24 protein-coding genes and 2 pseudogenes are annotated in these 20876 nt (G+C 52.8%); 1 reads left to right on the top strand and 25 read right to left on the bottom strand.

The genetic code is table 11. From position 1 onward, the window contains the following. Positions 1-187: 187 nt before the first annotated feature. The 22 genes and pseudogenes from ABCW45_RS15535 to ABCW45_RS15430 all read right to left on the bottom strand — a co-directional run bounded on the left by ABCW45_RS15535 (position 188) and on the right by ABCW45_RS15430 (position 18297). Positions 188-1534, bottom strand: a complete 1347-nt coding sequence (locus ABCW45_RS15535; protein WP_343221152.1) for a relaxase/mobilization nuclease domain-containing protein — start codon at positions 1532-1534, stop codon at positions 188-190. Positions 1535-1692: 158 nt separating this feature from the next. Next, complete coding sequence (locus ABCW45_RS15530; protein WP_003020363.1) at positions 1693-2040, bottom strand: plasmid mobilization protein; 348 nt, start codon at positions 2038-2040, stop codon at positions 1693-1695. Further along, positions 2037-2201, bottom strand: a complete 165-nt coding sequence (locus tag ABCW45_RS15525; protein WP_343221142.1) for a hypothetical protein — start codon at positions 2199-2201, stop codon at positions 2037-2039. The genes ABCW45_RS15530 and ABCW45_RS15525 overlap by 4 nt, the downstream gene beginning before the upstream one ends. A gap of 12 nt (positions 2202-2213) precedes the next feature. Beyond that, positions 2214-2798, bottom strand: coding sequence for a defense against restriction DarA-related protein (locus ABCW45_RS15520; protein WP_003020359.1), 585 nt, complete (start codon positions 2796-2798; stop codon positions 2214-2216). Positions 2799-2811: 13 nt separating this feature from the next. Next, positions 2812-3771 (bottom strand): hypothetical protein, encoded by a 960-nt coding sequence (locus ABCW45_RS15515; protein WP_249253849.1) that lies wholly within the window; start codon positions 3769-3771, stop codon positions 2812-2814. A gap of 179 nt (positions 3772-3950) precedes the next feature. Beyond that, positions 3951-4304: a cysteine-rich VLP domain-containing protein gene (locus tag ABCW45_RS15510; RefSeq protein WP_118533131.1), complete on the bottom strand. Its 354-nt coding sequence runs from the start codon at positions 4302-4304 to the stop codon at positions 3951-3953. Between the two features lie 4 nt (positions 4305-4308). Continuing rightward, positions 4309-4485, bottom strand: coding sequence for a hypothetical protein (locus ABCW45_RS15505; RefSeq protein ID WP_014080211.1), 177 nt, complete (start codon positions 4483-4485; stop codon positions 4309-4311). Next, the gene (locus ABCW45_RS15500; RefSeq protein WP_118727990.1) at positions 4482-5231 is read right to left on the bottom strand and encodes a DUF4366 domain-containing protein; all 750 of its coding nucleotides are present in this window, start codon (positions 5229-5231) and stop codon (positions 4482-4484) included. Before ABCW45_RS15500 ends, ABCW45_RS15505 begins: the two co-directional genes overlap by 4 nt. Before the next feature lie 2 nt (positions 5232-5233). Next, positions 5234-5485, bottom strand: coding sequence for a DUF4315 family protein (locus tag ABCW45_RS15495; RefSeq protein ID WP_015563850.1), 252 nt, complete (start codon positions 5483-5485; stop codon positions 5234-5236). 14 nt (positions 5486-5499) lie between these two features. Beyond that, positions 5500-7230 carry a C40 family peptidase gene (locus ABCW45_RS15490; protein WP_343221139.1) on the bottom strand — a complete coding sequence of 577 codons (1731 nt, stop codon included), beginning with the start codon at positions 7228-7230 and terminating at the stop codon, positions 5500-5502. Then, positions 7211-9571: a VirB4-like conjugal transfer ATPase, CD1110 family gene (locus ABCW45_RS15485; protein WP_425518618.1), complete on the bottom strand. Its 2361-nt coding sequence runs from the start codon at positions 9569-9571 to the stop codon at positions 7211-7213. The genes ABCW45_RS15490 and ABCW45_RS15485 overlap by 20 nt, the downstream gene beginning before the upstream one ends. Then, complete coding sequence (locus tag ABCW45_RS15480; RefSeq protein WP_117461322.1) at positions 9528-9917, bottom strand: PrgI family protein; 390 nt, start codon at positions 9915-9917, stop codon at positions 9528-9530. The genes ABCW45_RS15485 and ABCW45_RS15480 overlap by 44 nt, the downstream gene beginning before the upstream one ends. Positions 9918-9920: 3 nt before the next feature. Further along, positions 9921-10475: an MT-A70 family methyltransferase gene (locus ABCW45_RS15475; protein ID WP_081445595.1), complete on the bottom strand. Its 555-nt coding sequence runs from the start codon at positions 10473-10475 to the stop codon at positions 9921-9923. A gap of 17 nt (positions 10476-10492) precedes the next feature. Beyond that, positions 10493-11274: pseudogene (locus tag ABCW45_RS15470) on the bottom strand (DNA-methyltransferase). After that, on the bottom strand, positions 11264-11995 hold the full coding sequence (locus ABCW45_RS15465) for a septation protein SpoVG family protein (RefSeq protein ID WP_117461321.1): 732 nt from the start codon (positions 11993-11995) through the stop codon (positions 11264-11266). Before ABCW45_RS15465 ends, ABCW45_RS15470 begins: the two are co-directional and overlap by 11 nt. A gap of 15 nt (positions 11996-12010) precedes the next feature. Beyond that, the gene (locus tag ABCW45_RS15460) at positions 12011-12877 is read right to left on the bottom strand and encodes a VirB6/TrbL-like conjugal transfer protein, CD1112 family (protein ID WP_343221138.1); all 867 of its coding nucleotides are present in this window, start codon (positions 12875-12877) and stop codon (positions 12011-12013) included. An 11-nt stretch (positions 12878-12888) separates the two neighbouring features. Then, positions 12889-13101: a Maff2 family mobile element protein gene (locus ABCW45_RS15455; RefSeq protein WP_044963257.1), complete on the bottom strand. Its 213-nt coding sequence runs from the start codon at positions 13099-13101 to the stop codon at positions 12889-12891. Positions 13102-13196: 95 nt separating this feature from the next. Further along, positions 13197-15032 (bottom strand): VirD4-like conjugal transfer protein, CD1115 family, encoded by a 1836-nt coding sequence (locus ABCW45_RS15450; protein ID WP_343221137.1) that lies wholly within the window; start codon positions 15030-15032, stop codon positions 13197-13199. Next, positions 15019-15408, bottom strand: a complete 390-nt coding sequence (locus ABCW45_RS15445; protein ID WP_003020228.1) for a PcfB family protein — start codon at positions 15406-15408, stop codon at positions 15019-15021. The genes ABCW45_RS15450 and ABCW45_RS15445 overlap by 14 nt, the downstream gene beginning before the upstream one ends. Positions 15409-15541: 133 nt before the next feature. Beyond that, positions 15542-16255 carry an antirestriction protein ArdA gene (locus ABCW45_RS15440; protein ID WP_343221136.1) on the bottom strand — a complete coding sequence of 238 codons (714 nt, stop codon included), beginning with the start codon at positions 16253-16255 and terminating at the stop codon, positions 15542-15544. Next, a complete protein-coding gene (locus ABCW45_RS15435) occupies positions 16255-16596 on the bottom strand; it encodes a DUF7768 domain-containing protein (RefSeq protein ID WP_003020223.1) in 342 nt (113 codons plus the stop codon). The genes ABCW45_RS15440 and ABCW45_RS15435 overlap by 1 nt, the downstream gene beginning before the upstream one ends. Before the next feature lie 282 nt (positions 16597-16878). Next, positions 16879-18297, bottom strand: a complete 1419-nt coding sequence (locus ABCW45_RS15430) for a ParB/RepB/Spo0J family partition protein (RefSeq protein ID WP_343221135.1) — start codon at positions 18295-18297, stop codon at positions 16879-16881. 241 nt (positions 18298-18538) lie between these two features. Between ABCW45_RS15430 and ABCW45_RS15425 the strand changes: the two are divergent. After that, positions 18539-19081 (top strand): annotated as a pseudogene (locus tag ABCW45_RS15425) (AAA domain-containing protein); the annotation flags it as partial. A gap of 67 nt (positions 19082-19148) precedes the next feature. Here ABCW45_RS15425 and ABCW45_RS15420 read toward each other — a convergent pair. The 3 genes from ABCW45_RS15420 to ABCW45_RS15410 all read right to left on the bottom strand — a co-directional run bounded on the left by ABCW45_RS15420 (position 19149) and on the right by ABCW45_RS15410 (position 20563). Next, complete coding sequence (locus ABCW45_RS15420) at positions 19149-19493, bottom strand: hypothetical protein (protein ID WP_117484754.1); 345 nt, start codon at positions 19491-19493, stop codon at positions 19149-19151. Beyond that, positions 19483-19767 (bottom strand): helix-turn-helix transcriptional regulator, encoded by a 285-nt coding sequence (locus tag ABCW45_RS15415; RefSeq protein ID WP_117484755.1) that lies wholly within the window; start codon positions 19765-19767, stop codon positions 19483-19485. Before ABCW45_RS15415 ends, ABCW45_RS15420 begins: the two co-directional genes overlap by 11 nt. Before the next feature lie 94 nt (positions 19768-19861). Next, on the bottom strand, positions 19862-20563 hold the full coding sequence (locus ABCW45_RS15410) for a helix-turn-helix domain-containing protein (RefSeq protein ID WP_117484756.1): 702 nt from the start codon (positions 20561-20563) through the stop codon (positions 19862-19864). Positions 20564-20876 lie beyond the last annotated feature (313 nt).

The raw sequence follows: 20876 nt of genomic DNA, 5'->3' as shown, positions 1-20876 counted from the left end.
TCGTTTTTAGGGGGCTTTTCGGGGGTGCCGCTAAATGGCAAGCAATTCGGGTGTGGCCACACTCCGAAATTTTTGCTGGCCGCAGGCCCGCAAAAATGCTTGTTGGGGAGCTCCCCAAACCCGCTGAACTTCGGGACAAATTGTCCCAAAGTCCCGGCGCTATGCGCCTGTTGTCGGCGGCCTGTCGCTATCGCTCCTGGGCCTTATTTTCCCGCCCGTCCGTCACGCCGAGCAGATGATCAATGTTCGCCTTGATTGCCACAGCCTGCCGCATATCCGCCTGGGCCTTGCGGTATTCCGCATAAAGCTCTTTCTTTTGTCCCGCCAGCTCACGGCGGGATTTTTTTAGTGCTTCTATTTTAGGGAGCTTTGCGCCGTTCAGTCTGGTGTTCATGGTATCCTTTGCCGCCCGGTAAGTGGCAAGCTCCGCTTCATGCTGGGCCAGATACTTTTTGCTGTACCGTGCAGCCTTGTACCCGTCGAACACCGGGCGGGTCTTGGCATAGTCCACCGTGGCAGCCATCAGCTCCGAGGTTTTGGAAAGAGCCTCCTCCGTTGTGCGGAGTTCGTCAGACAGCTTGTGAAAGTAATCCACCGCAGCCTCGGTGCTGGCCGTCAGCGCCGCATAGTCTGTCAGATGATGCTCCTGCAAATACTGGAGTGCAGCCGCCATCTGCTTTAAGTTGTAGACCTTGGCCCATCGTTCATAAGCCGGGCCCTTGCCCTGGGCCATACGCTCTTGAATGTCGATGATAAGATTAACTCGCCGTGGCGGAACCGTGGGCTCCTCTGGTAGTTCAGGGAGCGGACGTTCCCCAGCAATTACCGCCTTGATGTCCTCCGGGTCAAATCCGGCTCCCAGTGTAGAAGCCCGGAGCCGGGTTGATTTTTCCTGTCCGGGCGCAAGGAATGAGATGACACCGCCGCGCCCCTGTTTTACGGCAAAGCCGGACTCATCCATGAGACGAAGAAAGTCGGCAAAGTCCGTGGGCTTTTTCTCCAAAGCGGCGAGAATAGCCAGACGTACCCGCTGCTTGGCAGAGGGTGGCTTTTCCCCGATCCACTGGCCATAGTGAAGGAAGCAGCCCTTGCTGTGCTGGCGCGGATTTTGGATAACAGACAGTTCATGTTCGATGCACACGCGGTCAGAGAGCCGCCGCAGGGCAAAGGACGAACCAATGAAATTATGAAATTTCCGGGAGCGGTCAAAGGCCGTTGCATTAAAATAAATGTGATTGTGGATATGGGCCTTGTCGGTATGCGTACAGACGAAGAACTGATACTTTCCCTTTGTCCAGCGCATCGCCGTTTCATAGCCGATACGGTTTGCTTCTTCCGCCGTAACCTCCCCGGGCAGAAACGCCTGTCGGATCTGAAAGAACAGTGCCCCGCGAGATACGGCCCGGCCTGTCTCTGCAAGGTATTGACTTTTTACCAGAAGAAACTCGGCGGGAGCCGTGTTCGGATCGCAGAGATAGGAAGATACGGCTCCCAGCTTTTCTGGGTTCAGGCCATAGGTGAAACGATCCTCCATCGTTTGAATTGCACTTTTTCCCACCGCTGTTTTATAAGGGCGGATGTAGGTGGTCGCCGTAGAAATCCCTCCTTCCGGCAAATAGTATTTTTACTTTGGGACACTTTGTCCCGAAGTAGAAAAAGCCGGGGAGCGGTATCAACCACTCCCCGGATGGGTCAGAGCTCTACCAGCGCGGAGAGCTGTTTCAAGAGATCAGACAGCGGCCCCCATAAGGCGGCATAGTCCCGCTGTAAGGCTGCGAGTTCTTCGGGATAAATTGCGCCGTAGGTGTTGGCCTGAATTGCCACTTGGTTCAGATTGTTGGAGCATCGCCGCTGGAGCGAAACCAGCTCACGAACAGGCGAAAGGTCAACATGAAGCACATACCCACTCAGGGCCATTTTCCGCATATAGGCTCCCATGTTACGGATGCCAGCCTCCGCCATACGTTCTTGAATCAGGGCCTGCTCCGCCTCCGACACCATCACATGAAGATGGATCGGACGGCGGCGCTTCTTTGTCATCGCTCCTCACGCTCCCGGCTGCGGCAGGCACGGGGCGGCTCCTTTACCTTATCCAGCGGCTTTTCCTGTTCGTCTGCCGAAATGGGGTGCGGCAAATGAAATTCACGGTGCAGGCGCAGCACCTCCAGTACAGACAAATCCTGTTCACGTTTCTTTTCCATATACGCACCTCCTTATCTATCGCCACGGTCAGGCTGCCTCCGTTGGGGAGCCGGAGCCTCCGAGCCGCGATCTGCCTCCGCCAACTTTGCCGCATTTTTCATCTGCTCGGCAATCGGACGGGGCCTGTCGGGATTATCAGGCGCAGGACGCAGCTCATAGTCGGATGCCTGTTTTTCCGTTAGCGGGCGGGTATAGGTAAGATAGCCCCAAGCCAAGAACGAGCCATTTTCCACCGGGATGCGCTGATCGTAATTGAAGATTTCATCCGGCTTGTTATAAGGCGGCTTCGGGAATGTCCCGATGTCCACAGGCCGCTGGGTCGAATAATACTTGTAAAGGCCGGGAGCCTCGGTCTGCCTGATCCCGACGTTATAAATACGCTGATAGTCCTGCACCCGGTCTGTGAAATCCTGTTCCATCGCGGTGCGGTCATTTCCATAGTGACCCCATTCATACTGCCGCTGGCCGTCCTTGTCATCATAGCAGGCCCATGTGACATAGCGGGATGGCGCGGTGGGATGTTCGCCCAATGCAAATCCTCGTCCATTTTCCAGCATGACCGCCTTCAAAATAGCGTAGCCTTGATTTTTGTCCATAGTACACCTCCCATCATCGAGACATTTCTTTGTTTTCTCTTTTCACAAACGGCTGGAGCTGATAGGGGCTTGTACCATCCTCGGGTCGCAGAAAGTCTATCCGGGCCGCAGCACGGATGGCGTTCTGGTTAAGCTGCCGCTGCCATGCCCCTTGGCTGGGAGCCCACTTAAAGCCGTTGCTTTTCAGTTCCTGCCGCTGATTGGCATCGGGCTTTTCCTCAAAAATAAGCTGCAAACGATTTTCAGCCTCGTTGATTTTTGCCTCGCCTCCGGGGAATGTCCAGCCTGCAAACTCGGAGCGGCTGCTCAGTTCCTCAATGCGCTGGCGCACACGGCGGATGTTGGCGTTGTTGTTGGAAAGCAGATAGGCGGGGTATGGCTTGCTTTTGTCCAAGTGCCATGACTGCGCCATATCTGCTTTGAGCTTTTCGGCCTGCTCCGGCGTAAGCTCCGGGCAGCCGTCCAGCGTTTTGTGTTTCCGAAAATACGCATTGACCGCCTTCATGGTGGCCTGCAGGGACTCCAGCCCCTCCAGCTTTTTTGTCAGTTTTTCCACGGCAAGATCATCGTCTGCGCTGATCCCGCCCATACCAACAGAGCGGATTTTATCAAGCAGCTTTGAAATCTCTGCATACTCTCCATAGTTGCGATCCCGGGCGGCGTTCTGCTTGTGCTTCTTTGCCACAGGGAAGTTGCCGCCCCCGGAGATCAGAATAGAGGGCACCCGGGCATCAATCACATTGCGTTCATTCAGATTTTCCGCAAGTTTCCGGGCATAGCGATCCACCAGAGCGTCAATCTTATCATGGTACATGGGATCGACACGGGCTTTCTGGCGTTCCGCCGCTGCATACGCTTCATCGACCATTGCCCGGTAGCCCGCCGTAGCGGAGCCCGGCTGATAGTCGGAAAAGCTGTTCATATCCTTTGCCCGCTTTGCGGCTTCTTCATTGATCGGATAATATTTCGGCATAGTACCTCCTTCCACAAAAGCCGGAACTTTGGGACAAATTGTCCCAAAGCCCCGGCAGCTAAAATGTTGACAGCATCTCACGGAAACAGGGCCGGACGTAGAAATATACGCCTCCCGCAGAAAAGGGTCTTAAAAAGCCTTGTCACAGGCGGGTTTTGGATGTCCTAATTGTCAACACATCAGCCCCGTTTTTTCCGCATATATTCCCGCTGCTGTCTGCGGTGTGCCGCCTTTGCACAGGCCGCCGAACAATAGGTTTGCCGTCCATCAGGAGCCACGGCTCTGCCGCATACCGGGCAAGCCTTGAAATCCGGCCTTGGCCCTTCTGCCAGCAGCGCAACCTCCAGCGCCGGATCAAGGGGCAGAACTGCCTCGCGGAAGTAGCGGCAATAAGCCCCCGTCCAGCATTTCCCAAACATATAGCACTCGCAATCCAGCGGCAGGCAGCCGCAGTCCCGGTCATAGTTGGCACACCATTTTGACACCAGCCTGCGGATTGCCGCTTTTTCTGTCCGGGTCAGTTCTCGGCCCACAGTATCACCTCCCGTTGCCCGGTGGTTTAAGCTGCTCCCGGTAGCAGAACACGCAGCCGATCCCGCGCCAGTAAGGGCAGCCGTCACAGCGGGAGCCCTTCGGCGGCAGGCTGGGCGGCACACCCTTAAAGTAACTTTTTTCTTTCATAAATCCCTCATAGGGGTTGTTGGTAAATCTCATTCATTATCCTCGCTTTCGGTATCGTCCTCGTCCCAAGGCGGCCCATCGTCCTCGGGATCGTCATAATCAGCCAGTTCCTCACTGTAATCCTCTTCGGGTACAGCAGCTTTTTCATGCTTCGGGCGGTAGATTTTGAAGTACCAGCCTGCACCGCCGCCCAGAACAGCCACTGCCAAAATCAGCAGAAGCGTCCCGGTATTACTTTTCTGCTGGGGCTCGGGTTCCGGCTCCTCCGCAGGTTCCGTCACCGGAGCGGGTTCGGGAGCTGTGCCAGCACACTCGGTCATGTTGACCGCGCAGACCTCGCAATCCGTATGGATGGCTCCGGGCGCACATTTTTCTGTGCAGGAGCAGGCCGGAAGTTCTCCGCCAGCGGCCTCCAGTGCCGCCAGCAGATCGGCTTCATCCACCATGTTCAAAAAGTAGGTGTGATACTGTTCGCCGTCCTCGTCCACAGGCTTGTCATAGTCAATGACAATGTAAAAGGTGTTGCCGCCGCTGGTTTCCACCGTGATGAACTGTTTGTTGGTTGCAGCATCGTAGAGCAGATCGCGGGTCACAAGGTTTCCATCCTCCGAAAAGCCCTCGCCCGGGGTAATGGTAGGCGCTGGCTCCGGGGCCGGAGTTTCTTCCACAACAGGCGGTTCCTCATTCCCGCCGTCCGAATAGGCATAGGCCGGGATTGCAAAGCCGCATAAAAGAACGGCGGAGCAAAGCCCCGCCGCCAACATACGAAAGTGTTTCATATTCAGTTTTCCTCCTTTTCTTCTTCGGACTTCGGGACACTTTGTCCCAAAGTACCTCCGTCCTTCAGCTTTTCAAACAGCAGCGGGAGCTCCGTAAGGGAAATGCTCATACCGCGCACAATGTCCACGATCTCGCTGTTTTCCGCCTCCAGCTTTTTCTGCTCCAGCTCCTTGAGCCGGGCCTGCTGTTCACTGATTTTGGCCTTGACCTTATCAATCTCGGCCTGAATTTTCATGCTTTTGGTAGTTGCCATTTCAAAACCTCCTGTCACGGTAAACGCCCGTAGGCGTAAAAATGAGATTGCCAGTAGCTTGTATTCAAATTTGCGTAGCCGATGGGATCTCCGCAATGCAGCATTTTCCCGTCACCGACATAAATCCCGCAATGGCTCACGCCCGGCGTGTCATAGGTGCCTTTGAAGAACACCAGATCACCGGGTTTGGGAGAACTGGTCGGCGTACAGATGTTATAGAGCCCCTGGGCTCCCAGCCTGCCCACATTCCAGCCGGAGTGATTGATAACCCACGAAACGTACCCCGAGCAATCAAAGGAAGTGGCGGGAGAACTGCCGCCCCACACATAGGGATAGCCGATGTATTTCTGCGCTTCGGCAAGCATCGCGGCAAAGGTTTCATCGTCCAGATATTCTCCGGGCACTTCGTAATCACCGGGTTTCCCGGTAATGTACTTATTCACATAGGGAGAATCCGGGAACAGATCGGGGCGGTTTCCCAGCGTTGCCATATAGATGGCATACCGTGAAAGCTGCTCCTCGCCCATGACATATACGGGCACATGGGATAAATCAAAGTTCTCCAGCGTGACCGTACAGATGTAATAGTCGTAAGGCACCTGATAGGTGTCCGTATGGGAGTTGCCGTCCTCGTCCGTCCATGTGTCGGTTTCCGTGCGATACCGGGTTTCCACCACTACATCCTCCGTGAGAATGTACTGGCGGTCAAACAGCATTTGCTGCGTTCCCTGTACCTCGTCTATTGTCCATTGTCCCTCATGGAGCGCACACAAAAGAGAAAGAAGCACATAGGGATCATGTTCGATTTCGTCCAGATCGAAGTGGTATTCGTCATAGTCATGGGTGCTTTCATAGGTGTCCAGATAATGCTGTAAATCATCTTCCAGCGCACAATAGGCGGCTTCGGCGGCCAGCATATCACGATCCTCGCAAGGATAGGTGCTGGCTCCTAATGCACCGGCCCCGGCGTTCCCCAGCATAAGCATGGTAGAGGAACAGGACTGCATAGCAAACAGGAGTAACACACAGAGCACCGCAATCACGGCACCTGCGGGATGACTTTTGACAAATTCCACTGCCCGGGCAGTCAGGCGTTCTGTGGCTGTGGCAGTTTTCCCAGCCGCAGCCGCGCCCTGCTTTGCAGCCTCCTTTGCAGCCTCCTTTGCCTGCTTGCGGTATTGCCTGCGGAGCCGTTGCTTCTGCCAGTAGCGGGTAAGGGCATTTTTCGTCAGCTCCGGGTGCTCCTGTGCGGCGGTGTGAAAATGGTAGTCCGCCGTGTATTTGGTATAGCGGGCCTCGGCCTTGCGTACCACTTTTGCCGGATGTTCCCGGACTTTACGGCGCACAAAGCGGGAGCCGTGCCGCAGCGCGGTTTCTCCCACAAGCTCAGAACGGTGTGCGCCTTCTGTGCCGACATTTTCCTGTTCCACTTCAAAAATCTTGCCATGCACGAAGCTGTGAACGGAACCACTGGCAACACGGCCTATGCGTTTTACCGGGCCGGGCTTTTTCGGCGGCTTTTGTTTTGCCAGCTTCTCCCGGGCCTGTTCCAGCTTTTCGCCTTGGGACTCCATACGGAGCTTTGCCGCCGCAGCCTGTTCCTGCTGGCTCTTTTTGCGGAACTTGGACTTCGGGACACTTTGTCCCGAAGTGTCGGAAGCCTCCGGCCCGGGCTGTTCCCCGTCAGGGGCGTGGGCGGTCTGCGACCAAGCCTCCTCCTTGGTCTTATTCGTTTTTCGTTTCATTCTTCATATCCTCCGGGCGGGTAGTCAGCAGGTCATAGATTTCTCCGCGAGGGAACCGATCCACAAACGGAATGGTTACATTTCCATAGAACAACAGCCCCTCACCGGAATTGCTGTGTGTGATATAGGAAAGCTGATGCTCGGAAATACCGAGCTGTTTTGCCAGAATGGTACGGTCACTCTGCGCCTGCGAAAGCAGAATCATAAAATCCGTGTTGTCCAGAATGTTCTCGATTTCCCGGCTGGCCAAAAGGTCTTTGACGTTCTGCGTCAAAGCAGACGGCACACATCCTTTTTTACGCAGCATTTTCCAGACTGCCACAAAGTAGCTGGCTGTCAGCGGATCACGGAGCAGGATATGAAACTCGTCAAAGTAGCACCAAGTCGCCGCACCCTCGTGGAAGTTCTGATCCACCGCCTGCGAAACAAACTCATTTGTGATGTGCATTGCAATCTTTCTAAGGTTTTCGCCCATGTTTTTCAGAACGATGCACACCACACGGCTGTCCGTCTTGACGTTGGTAGGATGGTTAAAGAGATTGAGGGAGCCTGTGCAATAAAGCTCTAAGGCAGTTGCCACGCGCCGGGCTTCGGGCTCCGGCTGGCGTAAGAGCTCTTCGTACAAATCCTGCAACAGCGGTGTTTTTGCAGTTTCCAGTCCGAGCGCCTGTTCCCGGTACACCAAACGCACACAGCGGTCAATGACCGTCTTTTCAATGGGCTGCAAGCCTTCCTTGCCGCCGACCACCAGCTCGCATAGGGACAAAAGAAAATCCGCCTTCATGGAAAGCGGGCTTTCTCCGGCGGCCATATTGAGCTCTACATCCATCGGATTGAGGTGGTGCGGACTGTCCGGGGCAATCTCAATCACCTGGCCGCCCAGCCTTCGCACCAGCGGCGCATATTCGCCCATCGGGTCAACCACAATGATCCGATCCTGCGGGATGGTGAGAAACACATTCAAAAGCTCGCGCTTTGCGGCAAAGCTCTTGCCGGAGCCCGTAGAACCCAAATACATCCCGTTTGCCGACTTCAGCTTTTTGCGGTCAGCCATGATGACATTGTGGGAAAGTGCGTTCATGCCATAGTAGAGGGCCTGCCCAGCCATGCGGAGCTCCCTTGTCATAAAAGGAATAAAGATGGCTGTGGAGCTGGTGGTCATACCGCGCTGGATTTCTACCTCGTTGTAACCAAGGGCCAACGAGGAAACAAAGCCCTGTTCCTGTTGCCAGTCCAGACGGCGCAGAGCGCAGTTGTATTTCTGCGCGATGCCGCCCACGGTAAACACATCGTTTTCCAGCCGCTGGCGAGTAGGGGCAAGGTTTACCACCGTAAAGGTCAGCAGAAACATTCGCTCATTGCGGGATTGCAAATCAGCCAAAAGCTCCGCTGCGTCCTTGCTGAATGTGATCAGGTCAGGGGGAAGAATATCCGGGTCATAGCCGGAGCGCACAGCCTTTCTCTGTTCCTCTACTTTCATTTTTCCGATGTCCGAGATTTTCCCCTTGATGGTCTTAATTGCCTTGAGCTGATCCACGGTCTGAATGTGCATGGTCACAGTCATTTCCGCATCCAGCTCCAAGATTTCCGCCAGCAGCTTATCCGAAAGCTCCGATGCCATAATCTGTAAGTAGGACACCGCGCCCCAATACTGGCCGATGCGGAATGTGCGGGACTGGCGGAAGTCGAGACTGTCCGGGGCAATAAAGTCTTTTGTGCCGAGCCCGGTCTGCGGGATGTCTTTCCACGAAAAGCGGAACGCCTCACGGCTCCCCGGGTGCATCTGGCTATGAAGCAGCGCAAGGCGGGCCTGTCCGTCCATCGGCTCCGAGGGAACGCCCAGTCGCTTAAAGTTTCCCATGACATCGGCCTCCACACGCTCCAGACGGGGCCGTGCCTCCGCAATCCCCTCGGCGGGTATGCCAAAGGTGATGTATTTTGAGCGTTCAATGCCGTTATTGCTTTTGGCAATCTGATTTTTCAGCATCCCGGTAAACTCATCCCGGACGCTGTTATAGTTGTCATCCGCTTTCGGGATATTGACTTGATAGCGGCTGCGGGAATGGGAACGGCGGTTGATAAAGGAAAGCTGGAACGGCAGCGAGCTGTCAAAGTAGTTGAGGAATGAGCTCCATCCGCTGAATATGGCAGTCTGATCCTCGGTGGAGGCCACGGAGTAATTGATGTCCTCATATTCCACGGTTTTTGTATAGAGCCCGCCCGGGAGCTTGCACACACCGTCCGGGTGCATGGACAGATACGGGATTGTCTGCTGGGCAGACAGGGGCGCCCGGCCTTTACCCTTGGCGGCGGCTCCGTTTTTCTTCTTTGCGTTTTTCAATCACATCCTCCTTTCCAGCGCCCGGCCCGACAAAGGGCGCATAAATGTTTTCGATTCGGTAGGCCCTGATCCCCGGCCTTTGAAACTTGGCCCGGATGATATTCCGCACCACCTTTTCAAAGGGTAAGCCGTCCTTTTCATACATGGCCAGCAGGAACGCCGGGAGCATAATTCCCAGCATGAGAAACATCGCCCCGGTATTGCCGAGGGTGCCACGGGTTAGCAGATAGGCCGGAATCCCCACTGCGCCCGCGCTGCCGAAGCAGACAAGCTGGCGTTTGGTGAGGTTGAAAGCCATCTTTGTTTTGATTTTGGATAAATCGTTTGGTACGTTTACATAGGGCATAGATCACACTCCTTTCTGTACTTCGGGACAATGTGTCCCAAAGTCCGGGATGGTTGGTGTTACTTCATTTCCCCATACAGCCCAGCCGGGCGGGGTCTGCCTGGCAAAGAGCTCCACGCGGGGCAGATCGCCCATCAGGGAAATGATTTTGGCGCGGGCCTCGTCCGGCTTTTTGCTATGGGCTTCAATCGGGGAAATGATGAATTGATGAATGTTGGCAGCCTGCCGCTTTGGATGTCCCTTGGTTGCCAGCAGGCAGATTTCTGCATTGCCCCTTGTCCAGAAGCCAAGGCCGTAAAACCAGCTATCCGCCTTCTTGTTCTTTTTCAGCCAGACGAAAGCAACGCTTTTGTAGGTGAAGCCCCAAGCCTCGATCAGCCGGAGCGCCTCCGGGAGCTGCGGGAAAGTAGCCCATAAAAAGAGTGCGCTGTCCGGGGCTGCAAGATCAGCCACAGGCAACGCACATAAATCCTCAATGCTCATAGTGGGATAATGATTTTCCGCCGCGCCCTGCACTTTCTTAGCCGAGTAGCGCCAAGGGGGATCGGCGTAAATGATAGAATACTGCTGGATAATTACACTCCTTTCTCGCCGGAGCTTTTTACTGCCTGCGCCGCACGGATGCGCTCACTGGCGGCGGCATAAAAGGACGGGGCCGTTTCAAAGCATACAAAGCGGCGTTCTGTGTTGATGGCTGCAATCGCGGTTGTGCCGGAGCCAACGCAAATGTCCGCGACCAGTTCTCCGGGATGGGTATAGGTGCGGATCAGATACTCGCAGAGAGCTCCACGGGCTTCTGCGTGGGGTGGATGCCGCCGGACACCGTAGGCACAAATAGTACATTTCCGGGATAGCGGCGGCCATCGTTGGACTCCGATCCCTGCCGTTCAAATTTTCCATAGTTGGAGCTTGTACCGCTTCTGGAATGTACGCGGGCATAAGGCTTGCCATAAGTAAACTGCGGATTGTAGACCGGGGACTTCTGGTAAAACACCAAGATATTCTCGGACTTTTTCAGTGGAGCCCGGTTTGCATTGAGAAAGCCCGTTCCGCGCTCCTTGTACCAAATCCACTCATAGCGGAGCATGGCGAGGTTGGATGCGCCCAGCACCTTGTCAAAGGGGCACTGTGCGAAAAACAGCACTGCGCCATTCGGCTTGACCGCCCATTTCACCGCCTCCCACAGCTCCGGGAGCGGCAGGGGCACATCCCAATAATTCCGGGTTGTGCCGTAGGGCGGATCAGTCAGCAGCATATCCACGCTATGTTTTGGCAAAGAACGCAGGCCCTCGATGCCGTCCATGAGAAACAAGCCCTCCTTCGGGACACTTTGTCCCAAAGTGCGGCTATCGGTCATTGCGGGCCTCCTTTGCTTTGGCAGGTGCAGGCCGGGCGGCATTTTCTTTTCCAGCTTGTTTCGCGGCCTCGGCCATCTGCTCCTTGATCGGGGCAGGCCGTACCGCCTGGGCCCGTGCAACAAGCTGTTCCACCGCCGCATGATACGCCTCCACACCAGCCGCATTGATCCGCTCCTGTGTGGCGCGGTCAGGAATCCGAACCGTAGCCCGGTATCCCGTCCGGCTGGCAAGATCGGGTTTAGAGGGAGCGCCGAGGAAAATCCCGTTTTTCCCGTCCACAACCTTAAAATCGTCGATGACCACACCGCCAAAATTGACGCTGGCGAAGCCGATCAGTTTTCCCTGCGGCTCAATCGGGCGGACAGATACCGTGATCGGAACAACCGCCTCCTGCAAGACAGCATCTGTCCGCATTTTTACTGCCTCATCAATGCTAACGCCCTTGACTTCTGCAAGCTCCGCGATGGGAGCATCAAACAGCCAGCGCCGTTCCTCCGCAGCAATCTGCTCCGGGGTCAGCAACACATCGTCTTTCTTACTCAGATAAAATTCCTCCTTTCCACTTGCCGGAGCAGGCTGAGCGGGGTCGTCCATCAGCTCTTTTCTTTGCAGGACGGCTTCTGTTTCCGCCATAAAGCGGTAAGCGTCCGCCTCAGTAAACTCCTCCGGCGTTTTTCCATTCCATAAGCGCGTTCCATCCGCCCCGTATCTTCTCGGCATAAGCACCTCCTCCTGTTAATGAGCGCCAAAGATACGCTGGGCAATGCTCCCGGTCTTAAAGAGCATGAAGCAAAGCAAAACCGTGTAGCCCACAGTTCCCCAAATCGCCCCGATGGGATCGTCGCTTGTTGCGATGCCTTGAATGAGCACCGCGTAAATTGCAACACATACAAGGATCAGCAGCCCTTGAAAGCCCACGGCAAACAGGGACTTGATGTAGTTTTGCCCGGTGCTGCCAAGCTCCCGGTTGGAAAGCGTAGCAACGGGGATGGGGGCCAGACTGGTCAGCAGATAGATTTCCAGCATCCTGCCATACACCAAAACGAAAATGATAATCCCCATTGCTTTCATCGTGAAGCCAATGAGTGCAGACTGCAGCCACAGCCCCAAAAGCGGCCCCAAGTCCATCGCCTCCAGCGAGGTTTCCAATTCGGCAAGCATATCCGCCGAAACATCGGTGGAGCCTTGAATGAGCCCGCCTGCCTGCGCGATAACGCTCTGCGACACATCGAACACAGCCATGACGATATTGAATGTATTTGACAGGATTAAGATTGCACAGGCTGTTTTGAACATCCATTTATAGAGGTTCGCAACGTCAACCTCGTGCATATTGTTCTTTTCCAAAAGCATCTGTATGAGCTCATAAGTGGCAACAAAGGTCAGCACCATTCCGGCAATCGGCAGGATCACCGTTTCGGAAAGCTGTCGGATCAGGGAGAAAACCCCGGCGTGCCACGCCGCCGGGGTAGTCCCTACCTGTGCCGCAATCTCTCCGACCTGGGTATTGACGGTATCAAAAAGACCTTCGAGGTTTCCCATGATCCCGCCAATCAGAAGCTCTTTGAGCCAGTTTGTGAGCCAGTCGGTGAGAAAATCCATAAGCGCCTACCTTAAAACAGGCCAGACAGCAGAGGGATCAGTGTAGTGCCAATGACGATGATGCCGCCACCCGCCATGAGCTGCTTCATGCCCTGGGACTTGGAGCCTGGGTTATCCGAGCCGTAGCCCTCCAGCAGATTGACCACACCCCATACGCCAAGGCCAGCGCCGAGAGCGATAACGAGGGTCTGTAAAGTGTCGATTGCAGATGAGAAAAATGCCATATAAGCCTCCATTTCTCCGGGATTTTTCCGGTAACAAAAAAGCCGCCCATGCAGGCGGCAGGTTACAAACTTCGGGACACTTTGTCTCGAAGCATTTATGCAAAGGCGTCTGGATCGTCGATGTCATCATAGTTGAGGATGTCCTCGTCCTCTTCCGTGAGTGCATCGTCCGGCACAGTCACCTCATACATCGTACACGCCTCGTTCAGACCGGGCCGCCTGCGGCGGTTAATGAGCCTGTCGAGGTCAAAAGCGTTTTTCTGTTTATCGGCCTCCGCCGTATAGCGGTAGTTCGGATGCCGTTTCAGATCATACTTGGGAGAAAAGAACGGGGGCAGGCCCCGAAGCTGCAAAATACATTTATCTCCCGGCATGGTTGCAAGTTCGGCTGGGGTCATCAGTTCCCGGCCCAGCCGCTGGGTATTTTGACTGTAGCTTTCCGACTGACCACGGGAGCGGCTGTCGGTCTGCATACTGATTGTGGCTTTTCCCAGCCAGTTCTCGGATATTTCCTTGATGGTGCTGGCTTCGCGGCCACCGAGGAACACCACACTGTCCATGTTGCCGAGGATTGTCTCAGCGTGTTTATCGTAAATGGCCTTGCACTGTGCCAACTGCTGATACAGCAGGCAAAGACTCACCTCGCGGGAGCGGATAACCGCGACCAGCTTTTCGAGCTGGGGCACCTGTCCCGTGTTGGCTGCCTCGTCCCACAGCACCCGTACATGGTGCGGCAGGCGGCCACCGTGAACATTGTCCGCACGTTCACACAGGAGGTTGAACATCTGCGAAAATGCAAGTGCCACTAAAAAGTTGTAGGTCTGCGTGGTATCGGAAATAATGAAGAATACCGCCGTTTTCCGATCTCCGATGCGGTCAAGCTCCAATTCGTCATAGGCCATGACCTCACGAAGCTGCGGGATGTCAAAGGGAGCCAGTCGCGCGCCGCAGGAAATCAAAATGCTTTTTGCCGTCTTGCCGCTGGCCAATTTGTACTTTTTATACTGTTTGACCGCGAAGCAATCCGGCTTGCGCTTTTCGAGCCCGGCAAACATATAGTCCACCGCGTTCATAAAATCCTCGTCATCCTCCTTGACCTCCATGCCAGAAATCATATCCACAAGGGTGTTCATGTTCCGATCCTCGGCAGGCCCCTCGAAAATGATGTAGGCAATCAGGGCGCAGTACAAAAGCGTTTCCGATTTCGTCCAGAATGGATCGCCTTCCTTGCCTTCGCCCTTTGTGTTGGAAATCAGAGCATCCACGAATTTCAGAATATCGGCCTCGTTGCGGATATACGCCAGCGGGTTATAGTGCATGGATTTTGAAAAATCTATGCTGTTGAATACCTTGATTTTGTACCCGCGTTTTTGCAGGAAACCCCCGACCTGTCCCAGCACACCACCTTTCGGATCGACCACCACATAAGAGGAATGAGCCTGTAAAAGCTGGGGCGTAAGCCAGAAGCGGGTTTTGCCGGAGCCGGACGAGCCGATAATGCAGCAATTCAGGTTTCGGGCATTTGCGGGGATTTTCGGACGGGTGTTCATCGTGAGAAACTCTGTCCCGGTCAAAATCACGTTGTTTTCAAACTTCGGATCAACAAACGGTTTGATGTCTTTTTCCGTTCCCCACCGGGCGCTGCCGTATTCTGCATCCCGCCGAAACTTCTTAGCGTTCTTGCTTTTGAAATAGATCAGCAGCCGGAAACCAACTGCGCCTACAATACCAACAAGCCAATCCAGCGGAGCAAGACCGGGTGCAAAGTCAGCAAAGGCCGGGCCAATCGTCTGGCCCAGCCCGATGAGCTTATGTGCAAAATCGTTACCCTCCGCCAGCCGGTAGGCCGTTCCCAGCTTGAGGAACGCCCACAGGATGAACAGATAGGGAATGTTTGGGATGAGATATTTTCTGATCTTATCTGTCCTCATGGGCCACCTCCTTTGCACGTTCTTTTTGTTTCGGCTTTTCTTTGGAAAGCTGATCTGCCGCCTGTTGCAGTTGTTCCCGGATGGGAACACGGTTTGATTTTGCTTTGCTTAACACCTTCCGGGAATACTCAGAAAAGCAGGCGGTCATTGCGTCTGCCTGTCCAGCCTTGAAAAACAGCAGGTATTTGTCCGGCCCGGTTTTATAGAACGCATAGTCCACATTCCATTTCCGGGCCACGCGGTCAAAGGACTTGGCATCCCCGGATAGCTCAATGCTGTTTGTGGCTGTGCCGTGGGCCATGAGCTTTCGCACACTTTGTTTGCCATGTGGTACTTGCCGCCCACGGTATGCCTTGCGGATCTTCCGACCCACCATGCCCAGCACATACGCCAGTCCCCGCGCCGTCAGCTTGGTCGTTTTTACAGATATGGCTATCGTGCGCCGGGAAATATCTTCATCAATCAGTTACACCGCCTCCTTCCTTGGGACAATTTGTCTCGAAGTGCCATTACCGATCCCCACGGTCTTTTTTCTGCATTTGGCGGTAGCCCTCCAAAGAAGAACCGTCTATGATTTCCTGATAAGCCGCCATCTGCTCCCGGATAGAGAGCTTCGGGAAAGAGAATACCTTATGCTCCTTGGGAATATCCTGCAAGCCGTGATACACTTCCACGAAATGATCGCTTTCTTTGACAACATAGCCGCCCGGGGCAAAATGGCCGTTTTCGTGGATGCAGGCATCCCGGCCATACGCCTCATAATCGAAATACGGTTTTACCTGATCCGGCACATCCAACATTTCCAGATCGTCCACATAAATACGCCCCAGCGTTTCTTCATCAGATACGCCGGGGTAAAAACCGTAACAGTCCAGATTTTGTGTCAGATTGATGATGTCCCGCACCGAAGAACAGTGATCGCCGCTGTCGAGGACGGCCTCCAGTGTTTCCAGCTCCGATGAGGTAAGCTCGGAAAGCAGGCAGGCCAGATGATTAAGCTCATCCAGATTTTCATACTCGCTCAAATGGTCATAGAGCCCCAGCACATCCCCATCGAAAGAGGTAATAAAAATTTCCTGATAGCGGACGCCATCCACGCCGATCCGTTTCAAGAGAGCCTCCACCTCCTGGGCGGTTGTGGGAAATTTCAGTGTTTCACCCACAAGCTGGCCCTCGCTGTACTTCTCCGCATTGGTAACGTAGGCTTCAAACAGGGTCGCCATCAGCGGCGGCCCTGTCCCTTGACGGTCAGGATGCCCTCAAGGGTTGTTGCCGTAATTCCCAGCCGCTGGGCCACGGCAATATCATTTTTCATGGCTTCGGTCATACTGTGTCCGCAGACAACCAGCACATGAGAACGGCGGAGCAGGTCACGGCTCATGTCGATGCCGCTTTTATGCTCCTCGGGAACAGCATCATTGAGAAACAGGGGCAAGTACAGGGGCGGGCAAATAGGAGAAAAGCCTGCCTCATACACGGTGCGGCAATACTGCGCCGCCAGTTCTGCGTTTTCACTATCGCCGCCGAGCCATGCAGCGGTGATATAAGCAAGGGGTCGTTTCATCGTTCATACCTCCGATATTTTAATAAGAAAGTTCAACCCAAACCCCACGCCCTTTCCCAGTCTTGGGAAAGGGGGCGGCTCTGGAGGATATACCCCCGCCGCTTGCCGGGAAATAGCACAGCCGGGGCAGACCGTCAAGGGCGAGCCGCCGAAAACGGCGGTGCGCTGCACCCTTGACGGCCCACTCCCGGCTGTACTAAAAAACAGGCGGCGACGGGGGATATATACCACCAGAGCCTCTGCGCGAAGGCGGGGCCCTCGGGACAAAGTGTCTCGAAGTTGTTACTTGTCAAGTTCCTGCTTTTTCGGGGCTTTTGCCAGCTCCGGCGGCTGTTTTTCTTTCCAGTCATCCAGCAGGGACATAATCTGTTCTTTCATTTTGGCGGGAGTGACCTCCTTGCCAAAATACTTTTCCAGTTCCGCAGTAGAAATAATCACGCCTCGATCCTCCTTTTTCTGTTCTGATAAGATACCGTCAATGACATCGCCGTTGAGCTTGCCTTCCTTATCCAGCTCCCGGAGCCGTTTAGCCTGGGCCAGCGAGGGCGAAGCCTGCTCCCCGTCAATGGAAACAGCAATAAGCCTCTGATTTTTCGGTTTGATGTAGGAAAGCTCCACGGCAGGCATGAAGCCCATCTTTTTATCGTCTACCTTATCCAGAAGCTCCGGCACAAGGGAGTTGAGCCGCAAGTAGCGCATGACCTTTTTATAGTTCATTTCATGCGCCTCGCCTACAATCTCAACCGAGCGTTTCCCGACATCGCCTTCCGCAACACCTTTCAGCCGCCCGCCCTGATGCTTGATGTCCTCAACCTCGAGTTCCAGCAGCGCGGCCAATTCGCTGGGGAGCATCCCGTCACGCTGCTTGTTGCTGTCCTTCATGGCCTGTACCGCTTCGTGGTCGGTCATTTCACGGACGATAAAGGGCATTTCATCCAACCCGGCCAGCTCGCTACCGTGGGTACGGCGATGGCCCGCTACAATTTCGTAGCCGTTTCCATCTTTCTCCGGGCGGGCAAGACCGGGAACCATTACACCGTTTATGCGGATAGAAGCAACGATTTCCTGCATCTTCGCATCGTCCCGTACCTTAAAGGGGTGCGGACGGAATGTGTGAAATGGATGAACCTCGGAAAGTTTCAGATAAACCAGCTTGCCTTCCTCAACCGGGCGTGGAGGTGTGGTCGGCGCGGGAGCCGTCTGTTCCACAGCAGCTTCCTTCGGTGCCGTATCCTGTGTGGGCTTTACGGGCTCCTTGGCATCCGGGGCCTTTCCGTCACTTCGGGACACTTTGTCTCGTTTGGACGGCTTGGGCTTGTCAGGGGCCGCCTTATCCGCCTTGGGTGGGCGGCCCTTGTGGGCCCCAGCCGATTTCTCCGCTTTCTGATTTTCAGTCGCAGCCTTTTCCGCTTTCGGCGGACGGCCACGGCGCGGCTTTTTCGGTTCCTCCGTATTGGCGGGTTGCGGCGTTTCGGGCGTTTCCGCCTTTTCGACTTCGGCGCGGGCGTTCTGTCTCTTTTCCGCCATAAGCTCATTGATTTTGTCAAAGGACACAACCACATCGCCGGGCTCAGGTATAGCAGGCCCGGTCTGTTCCTGCTGGGGCTCAGATACTGCGGCCTGTTCGGGTGTGGCGATAGGCTCGGCGGCCTCCGGGGAAATATTCTCCGCAGGGCTCGTATTCAATTTTTCATCGGCCATTTACGATCCTCCTTTTCGTTAAAGTTGCACAAATTTGAGCGCTAAAATTTTGTGGTTATTTTTGTGCCTCCTTTCCGTCTATCCACGCAAAAAAGCCGCCCGTTTCTCATGCCGGACGGCTTTTTGCGTAATGTGATAGATCAAATATTATTTTTTCTGGTTTGCAGGCTCCAAAAAGCCTTGTATTTACAGTGTTCCTAATAGGAAGTAATCATATGATGATGGTCTATCCAGTCAGAAAAACAATTTTGAGATTGATAAAGTGACGGAAATGGTTTTGGAAGTTTGGAATTGTGGTATAAGGAGATTTGGAAATGATTTTAGAAAGTTTTTTGAAGAGGGAGTTGGTATAGTTATACCTCATACTGCACAAAGGACTGCTATAAGAAAGAAATTGTTTGACATGTTTAAAGTGATATTATTAGGCAGTTATAACGATTCGGAAATAAAGGCAATTATTAATGGAGCAGTAGATACTGTAGAGAGATTCCAGGGGCAAGAAAGAGATTTAATTATTTCAGGCTATGTATTAGGAAATGATGATGCCATATCTGCTGAAGAGGCATTCATATATGACAAATGCAGATTAAACGTTATTATTAGTAGAGCAAAATATAAAGCAGTTATTTTTGCATCTCGAGAATTACTGAGTAATATTAGCAATGATATTGAAATAATAGAGTTACAAAAATCTTTCCAAATGCTTAAAGACCATTGTGATACGGTGGCTGATATATTAGAACCAAGTTGGAAAAACGGTAAGTTATATTTGAAAACCATTTGACGGTAAAGTGATTATTAGTTGTAGTATTGCATTTCCAAAGCAAGATGAGACTTTTATGAGGGAAGTCTCATCCTGCTTCAGGGATGTTTGAATTTGCAGGCATTTGCATATTTCGGTCATCAATATACCAGTCGCAGGTAATCTTCCTGCTATTACTACCATAGTAATCCACAATTTCCGGAAGGTTGTCATTGATTGCATCGAATTCAAGTCCGTGTTCCTGACACCAAGCGACAGCATTAGATAGATCTTCGCCGATTCGGCAGGTCCAGAGGATGAACTTATTGCCATCAGATTTCCATTTTTTTAGATAATTGATAAGTGCTTGATTGGGTTCACCACAATCGGGCCACTTACTAAAACATAAGGTGCCATCAAAGTCGACAGCTATGATTTGATAGTTACGTTTCATGATGTGCGCCTTCCTGCTCGTCAGGCTTCTCATTCAAATCGGGGAAGAGAACAGGGAGAGCTACTTTAAAATAATTTGAAATTCGGTATGCCATCTGTACGGATGGGTCATGAACTCCTTTTTCAATATAGCCGATAGTTCTCCGGCTACAGTCAACTGCTTCTGCCAGTCTATCCTGTGAAATGTTTGCTTGCTGGCGGAAGAGTAATAAATTATTAGGTGAAGACGGCACTTCTTTCTTGGTCTTGCAGTATCCAGTGTCTTTTATTTCCATCGAATCACTCCATTCACAACAATGTTGTGGCTGAGGCAGGGTGCGTCAGCCTATGGTCTAATTCTAAATGAATATCTGTCCAATAATATGGTCTCTAATTCAGAACTCGACCAAAAATTTTAAAGGAGCTTTCATCAGTAACCTTAATAGGTTCGTACTTGCTATTAAGAGATACGAGGTATACTCCGTCCTTATCATCCTTGAGTTGTTTGCAGTAGGTCATACCATCAAGATTAAAGATACCTATCTCGCCATTGCTTAAAGAATTAGTCTGCTGTACCCATACAGCTTGATTGTCATGGTAGCGAGGCTCCATACTGTCACCATTGATTGCCAGTCCAAAGTCTGCTTCTTCCGGAACTTCTTCGCCCACTTCAATAATCTCAAAGTTTTCATCATCAAGAAATTCACCGGTGCCGGCTGATGCCGAAAGAATGGACCATTTGATAGGTCTGCGGAAAGGAATAATGGTAGTTTCTTTCTTTTGGAACTGTTCAGAGAGCAGGAGCAAGCTGATGTATTCCAGAGCTTTTTCTTTTCCTTCTTCATTCAGCTTTGCCAATGGGTCATCCGGATTGAATCCGATGAACTCATTATAGATGTCAGTAATGCCTAATATCTTGCAGAGCGCAAGGAACTGATGTGCATTCGGTGAGCTGATATCCTTTTCCCAAGCACTGATAGCTGCATTCGATACGTTAATACCATAGTTGCGAAGTTTGTCTGCAAGTTCTATCTGTGACATCTTCTTATCTTTTCTGTAGGTGGCAAGAGTAATGCCAATCTTTTTCTCCATAGTGTATCCTCCAAGGTGTTTTGCACTGTTCATAATCAAATAATAATCGAATTAAAAGGAAATATCAAGTTGAAATCAATAAATAATTGAATTGGCACAAATAATGCCGTTGATTTCAAAATGAGTTTGAATTATATTATATATTGCGAGGACGGTTCGATACTGTGCTATGGAGGAGGTGGGAGGGGAGTTTCTTACGCTGATTGTCAAGGTAGTTGTCAGTAAAAATTTATATTCTTGTTTCGACAGGTTATCAGATATTGTTCTGTACCTGACGTGAGTATCAATGAATACCCCATTTTTATTGACAATC

The sequence above is a fragment of the Pilosibacter fragilis genome (assembly GCF_032490495.1).
In the GTDB taxonomy this organism is placed as follows: Bacteria; Bacillota; Clostridia; order Lachnospirales; family Lachnospiraceae; genus Pilosibacter; species Pilosibacter fragilis.
This window is presented reverse-complemented; position numbering and strand designations above follow the sequence as displayed.

Bases quoted from the DNA above. Each gene is read 5' to 3' on its own strand.
- ABCW45_RS15440 (WP_343221136.1), bottom strand. From the start codon at position 16,255: ATGGCGACCCTGTTTGAAGCCTACGTTACCAATGCGGAGAAGTACAGC.
- ABCW45_RS15435 (WP_003020223.1), bottom strand. From the start codon at position 16,596: ATGAAACGACCCCTTGCTTATATCACCGCTGCATGGCTCGGCGGCGAT.
- ABCW45_RS15525 (WP_343221142.1), bottom strand. From the start codon at position 2,201: ATGGAAAAGAAACGTGAACAGGATTTGTCTGTACTGGAGGTGCTGCGC.
- ABCW45_RS15445 (WP_003020228.1), bottom strand. From the start codon at position 15,408: ATGGTGGGTCGGAAGATCCGCAAGGCATACCGTGGGCGGCAAGTACCA.
- ABCW45_RS15410 (WP_117484756.1), bottom strand. From the start codon at position 20,563: ATGGAGAAAAAGATTGGCATTACTCTTGCCACCTACAGAAAAGATAAG.
- ABCW45_RS15535 (WP_343221152.1), bottom strand. From the start codon at position 1,534: ATGGAGGATCGTTTCACCTATGGCCTGAACCCAGAAAAGCTGGGAGCC.
- ABCW45_RS15495 (WP_015563850.1), bottom strand. From the start codon at position 5,485: ATGGCAACTACCAAAAGCATGAAAATTCAGGCCGAGATTGATAAGGTC.
- ABCW45_RS15460 (WP_343221138.1), bottom strand. From the start codon at position 12,877: ATGGATTTTCTCACCGACTGGCTCACAAACTGGCTCAAAGAGCTTCTG.
- ABCW45_RS15505 (WP_014080211.1), bottom strand. From the start codon at position 4,485: ATGAGATTTACCAACAACCCCTATGAGGGATTTATGAAAGAAAAAAGT.
- ABCW45_RS15530 (WP_003020363.1), bottom strand. From the start codon at position 2,040: ATGACAAAGAAGCGCCGCCGTCCGATCCATCTTCATGTGATGGTGTCG.
- ABCW45_RS15480 (WP_117461322.1), bottom strand. From the start codon at position 9,917: ATGCCCTATGTAAACGTACCAAACGATTTATCCAAAATCAAAACAAAG.
- ABCW45_RS15465 (WP_117461321.1), bottom strand. From the start codon at position 11,995: ATGCCGAGAAGATACGGGGCGGATGGAACGCGCTTATGGAATGGAAAA.
- ABCW45_RS15515 (WP_249253849.1), bottom strand. From the start codon at position 3,771: ATGCCGAAATATTATCCGATCAATGAAGAAGCCGCAAAGCGGGCAAAG.
- ABCW45_RS15415 (WP_117484755.1), bottom strand. From the start codon at position 19,767: ATGGAAATAAAAGACACTGGATACTGCAAGACCAAGAAAGAAGTGCCG.
- ABCW45_RS15450 (WP_343221137.1), bottom strand. From the start codon at position 15,032: ATGAGGACAGATAAGATCAGAAAATATCTCATCCCAAACATTCCCTAT.
- ABCW45_RS15455 (WP_044963257.1), bottom strand. From the start codon at position 13,101: ATGGCATTTTTCTCATCTGCAATCGACACTTTACAGACCCTCGTTATC.
- ABCW45_RS15420 (WP_117484754.1), bottom strand. From the start codon at position 19,493: ATGAAACGTAACTATCAAATCATAGCTGTCGACTTTGATGGCACCTTA.
- ABCW45_RS15490 (WP_343221139.1), bottom strand. From the start codon at position 7,230: ATGAAACGAAAAACGAATAAGACCAAGGAGGAGGCTTGGTCGCAGACC.
- ABCW45_RS15520 (WP_003020359.1), bottom strand. From the start codon at position 2,798: ATGGACAAAAATCAAGGCTACGCTATTTTGAAGGCGGTCATGCTGGAA.
- ABCW45_RS15500 (WP_118727990.1), bottom strand. From the start codon at position 5,231: ATGAAACACTTTCGTATGTTGGCGGCGGGGCTTTGCTCCGCCGTTCTT.
- ABCW45_RS15430 (WP_343221135.1), bottom strand. From the start codon at position 18,297: ATGGCCGATGAAAAATTGAATACGAGCCCTGCGGAGAATATTTCCCCG.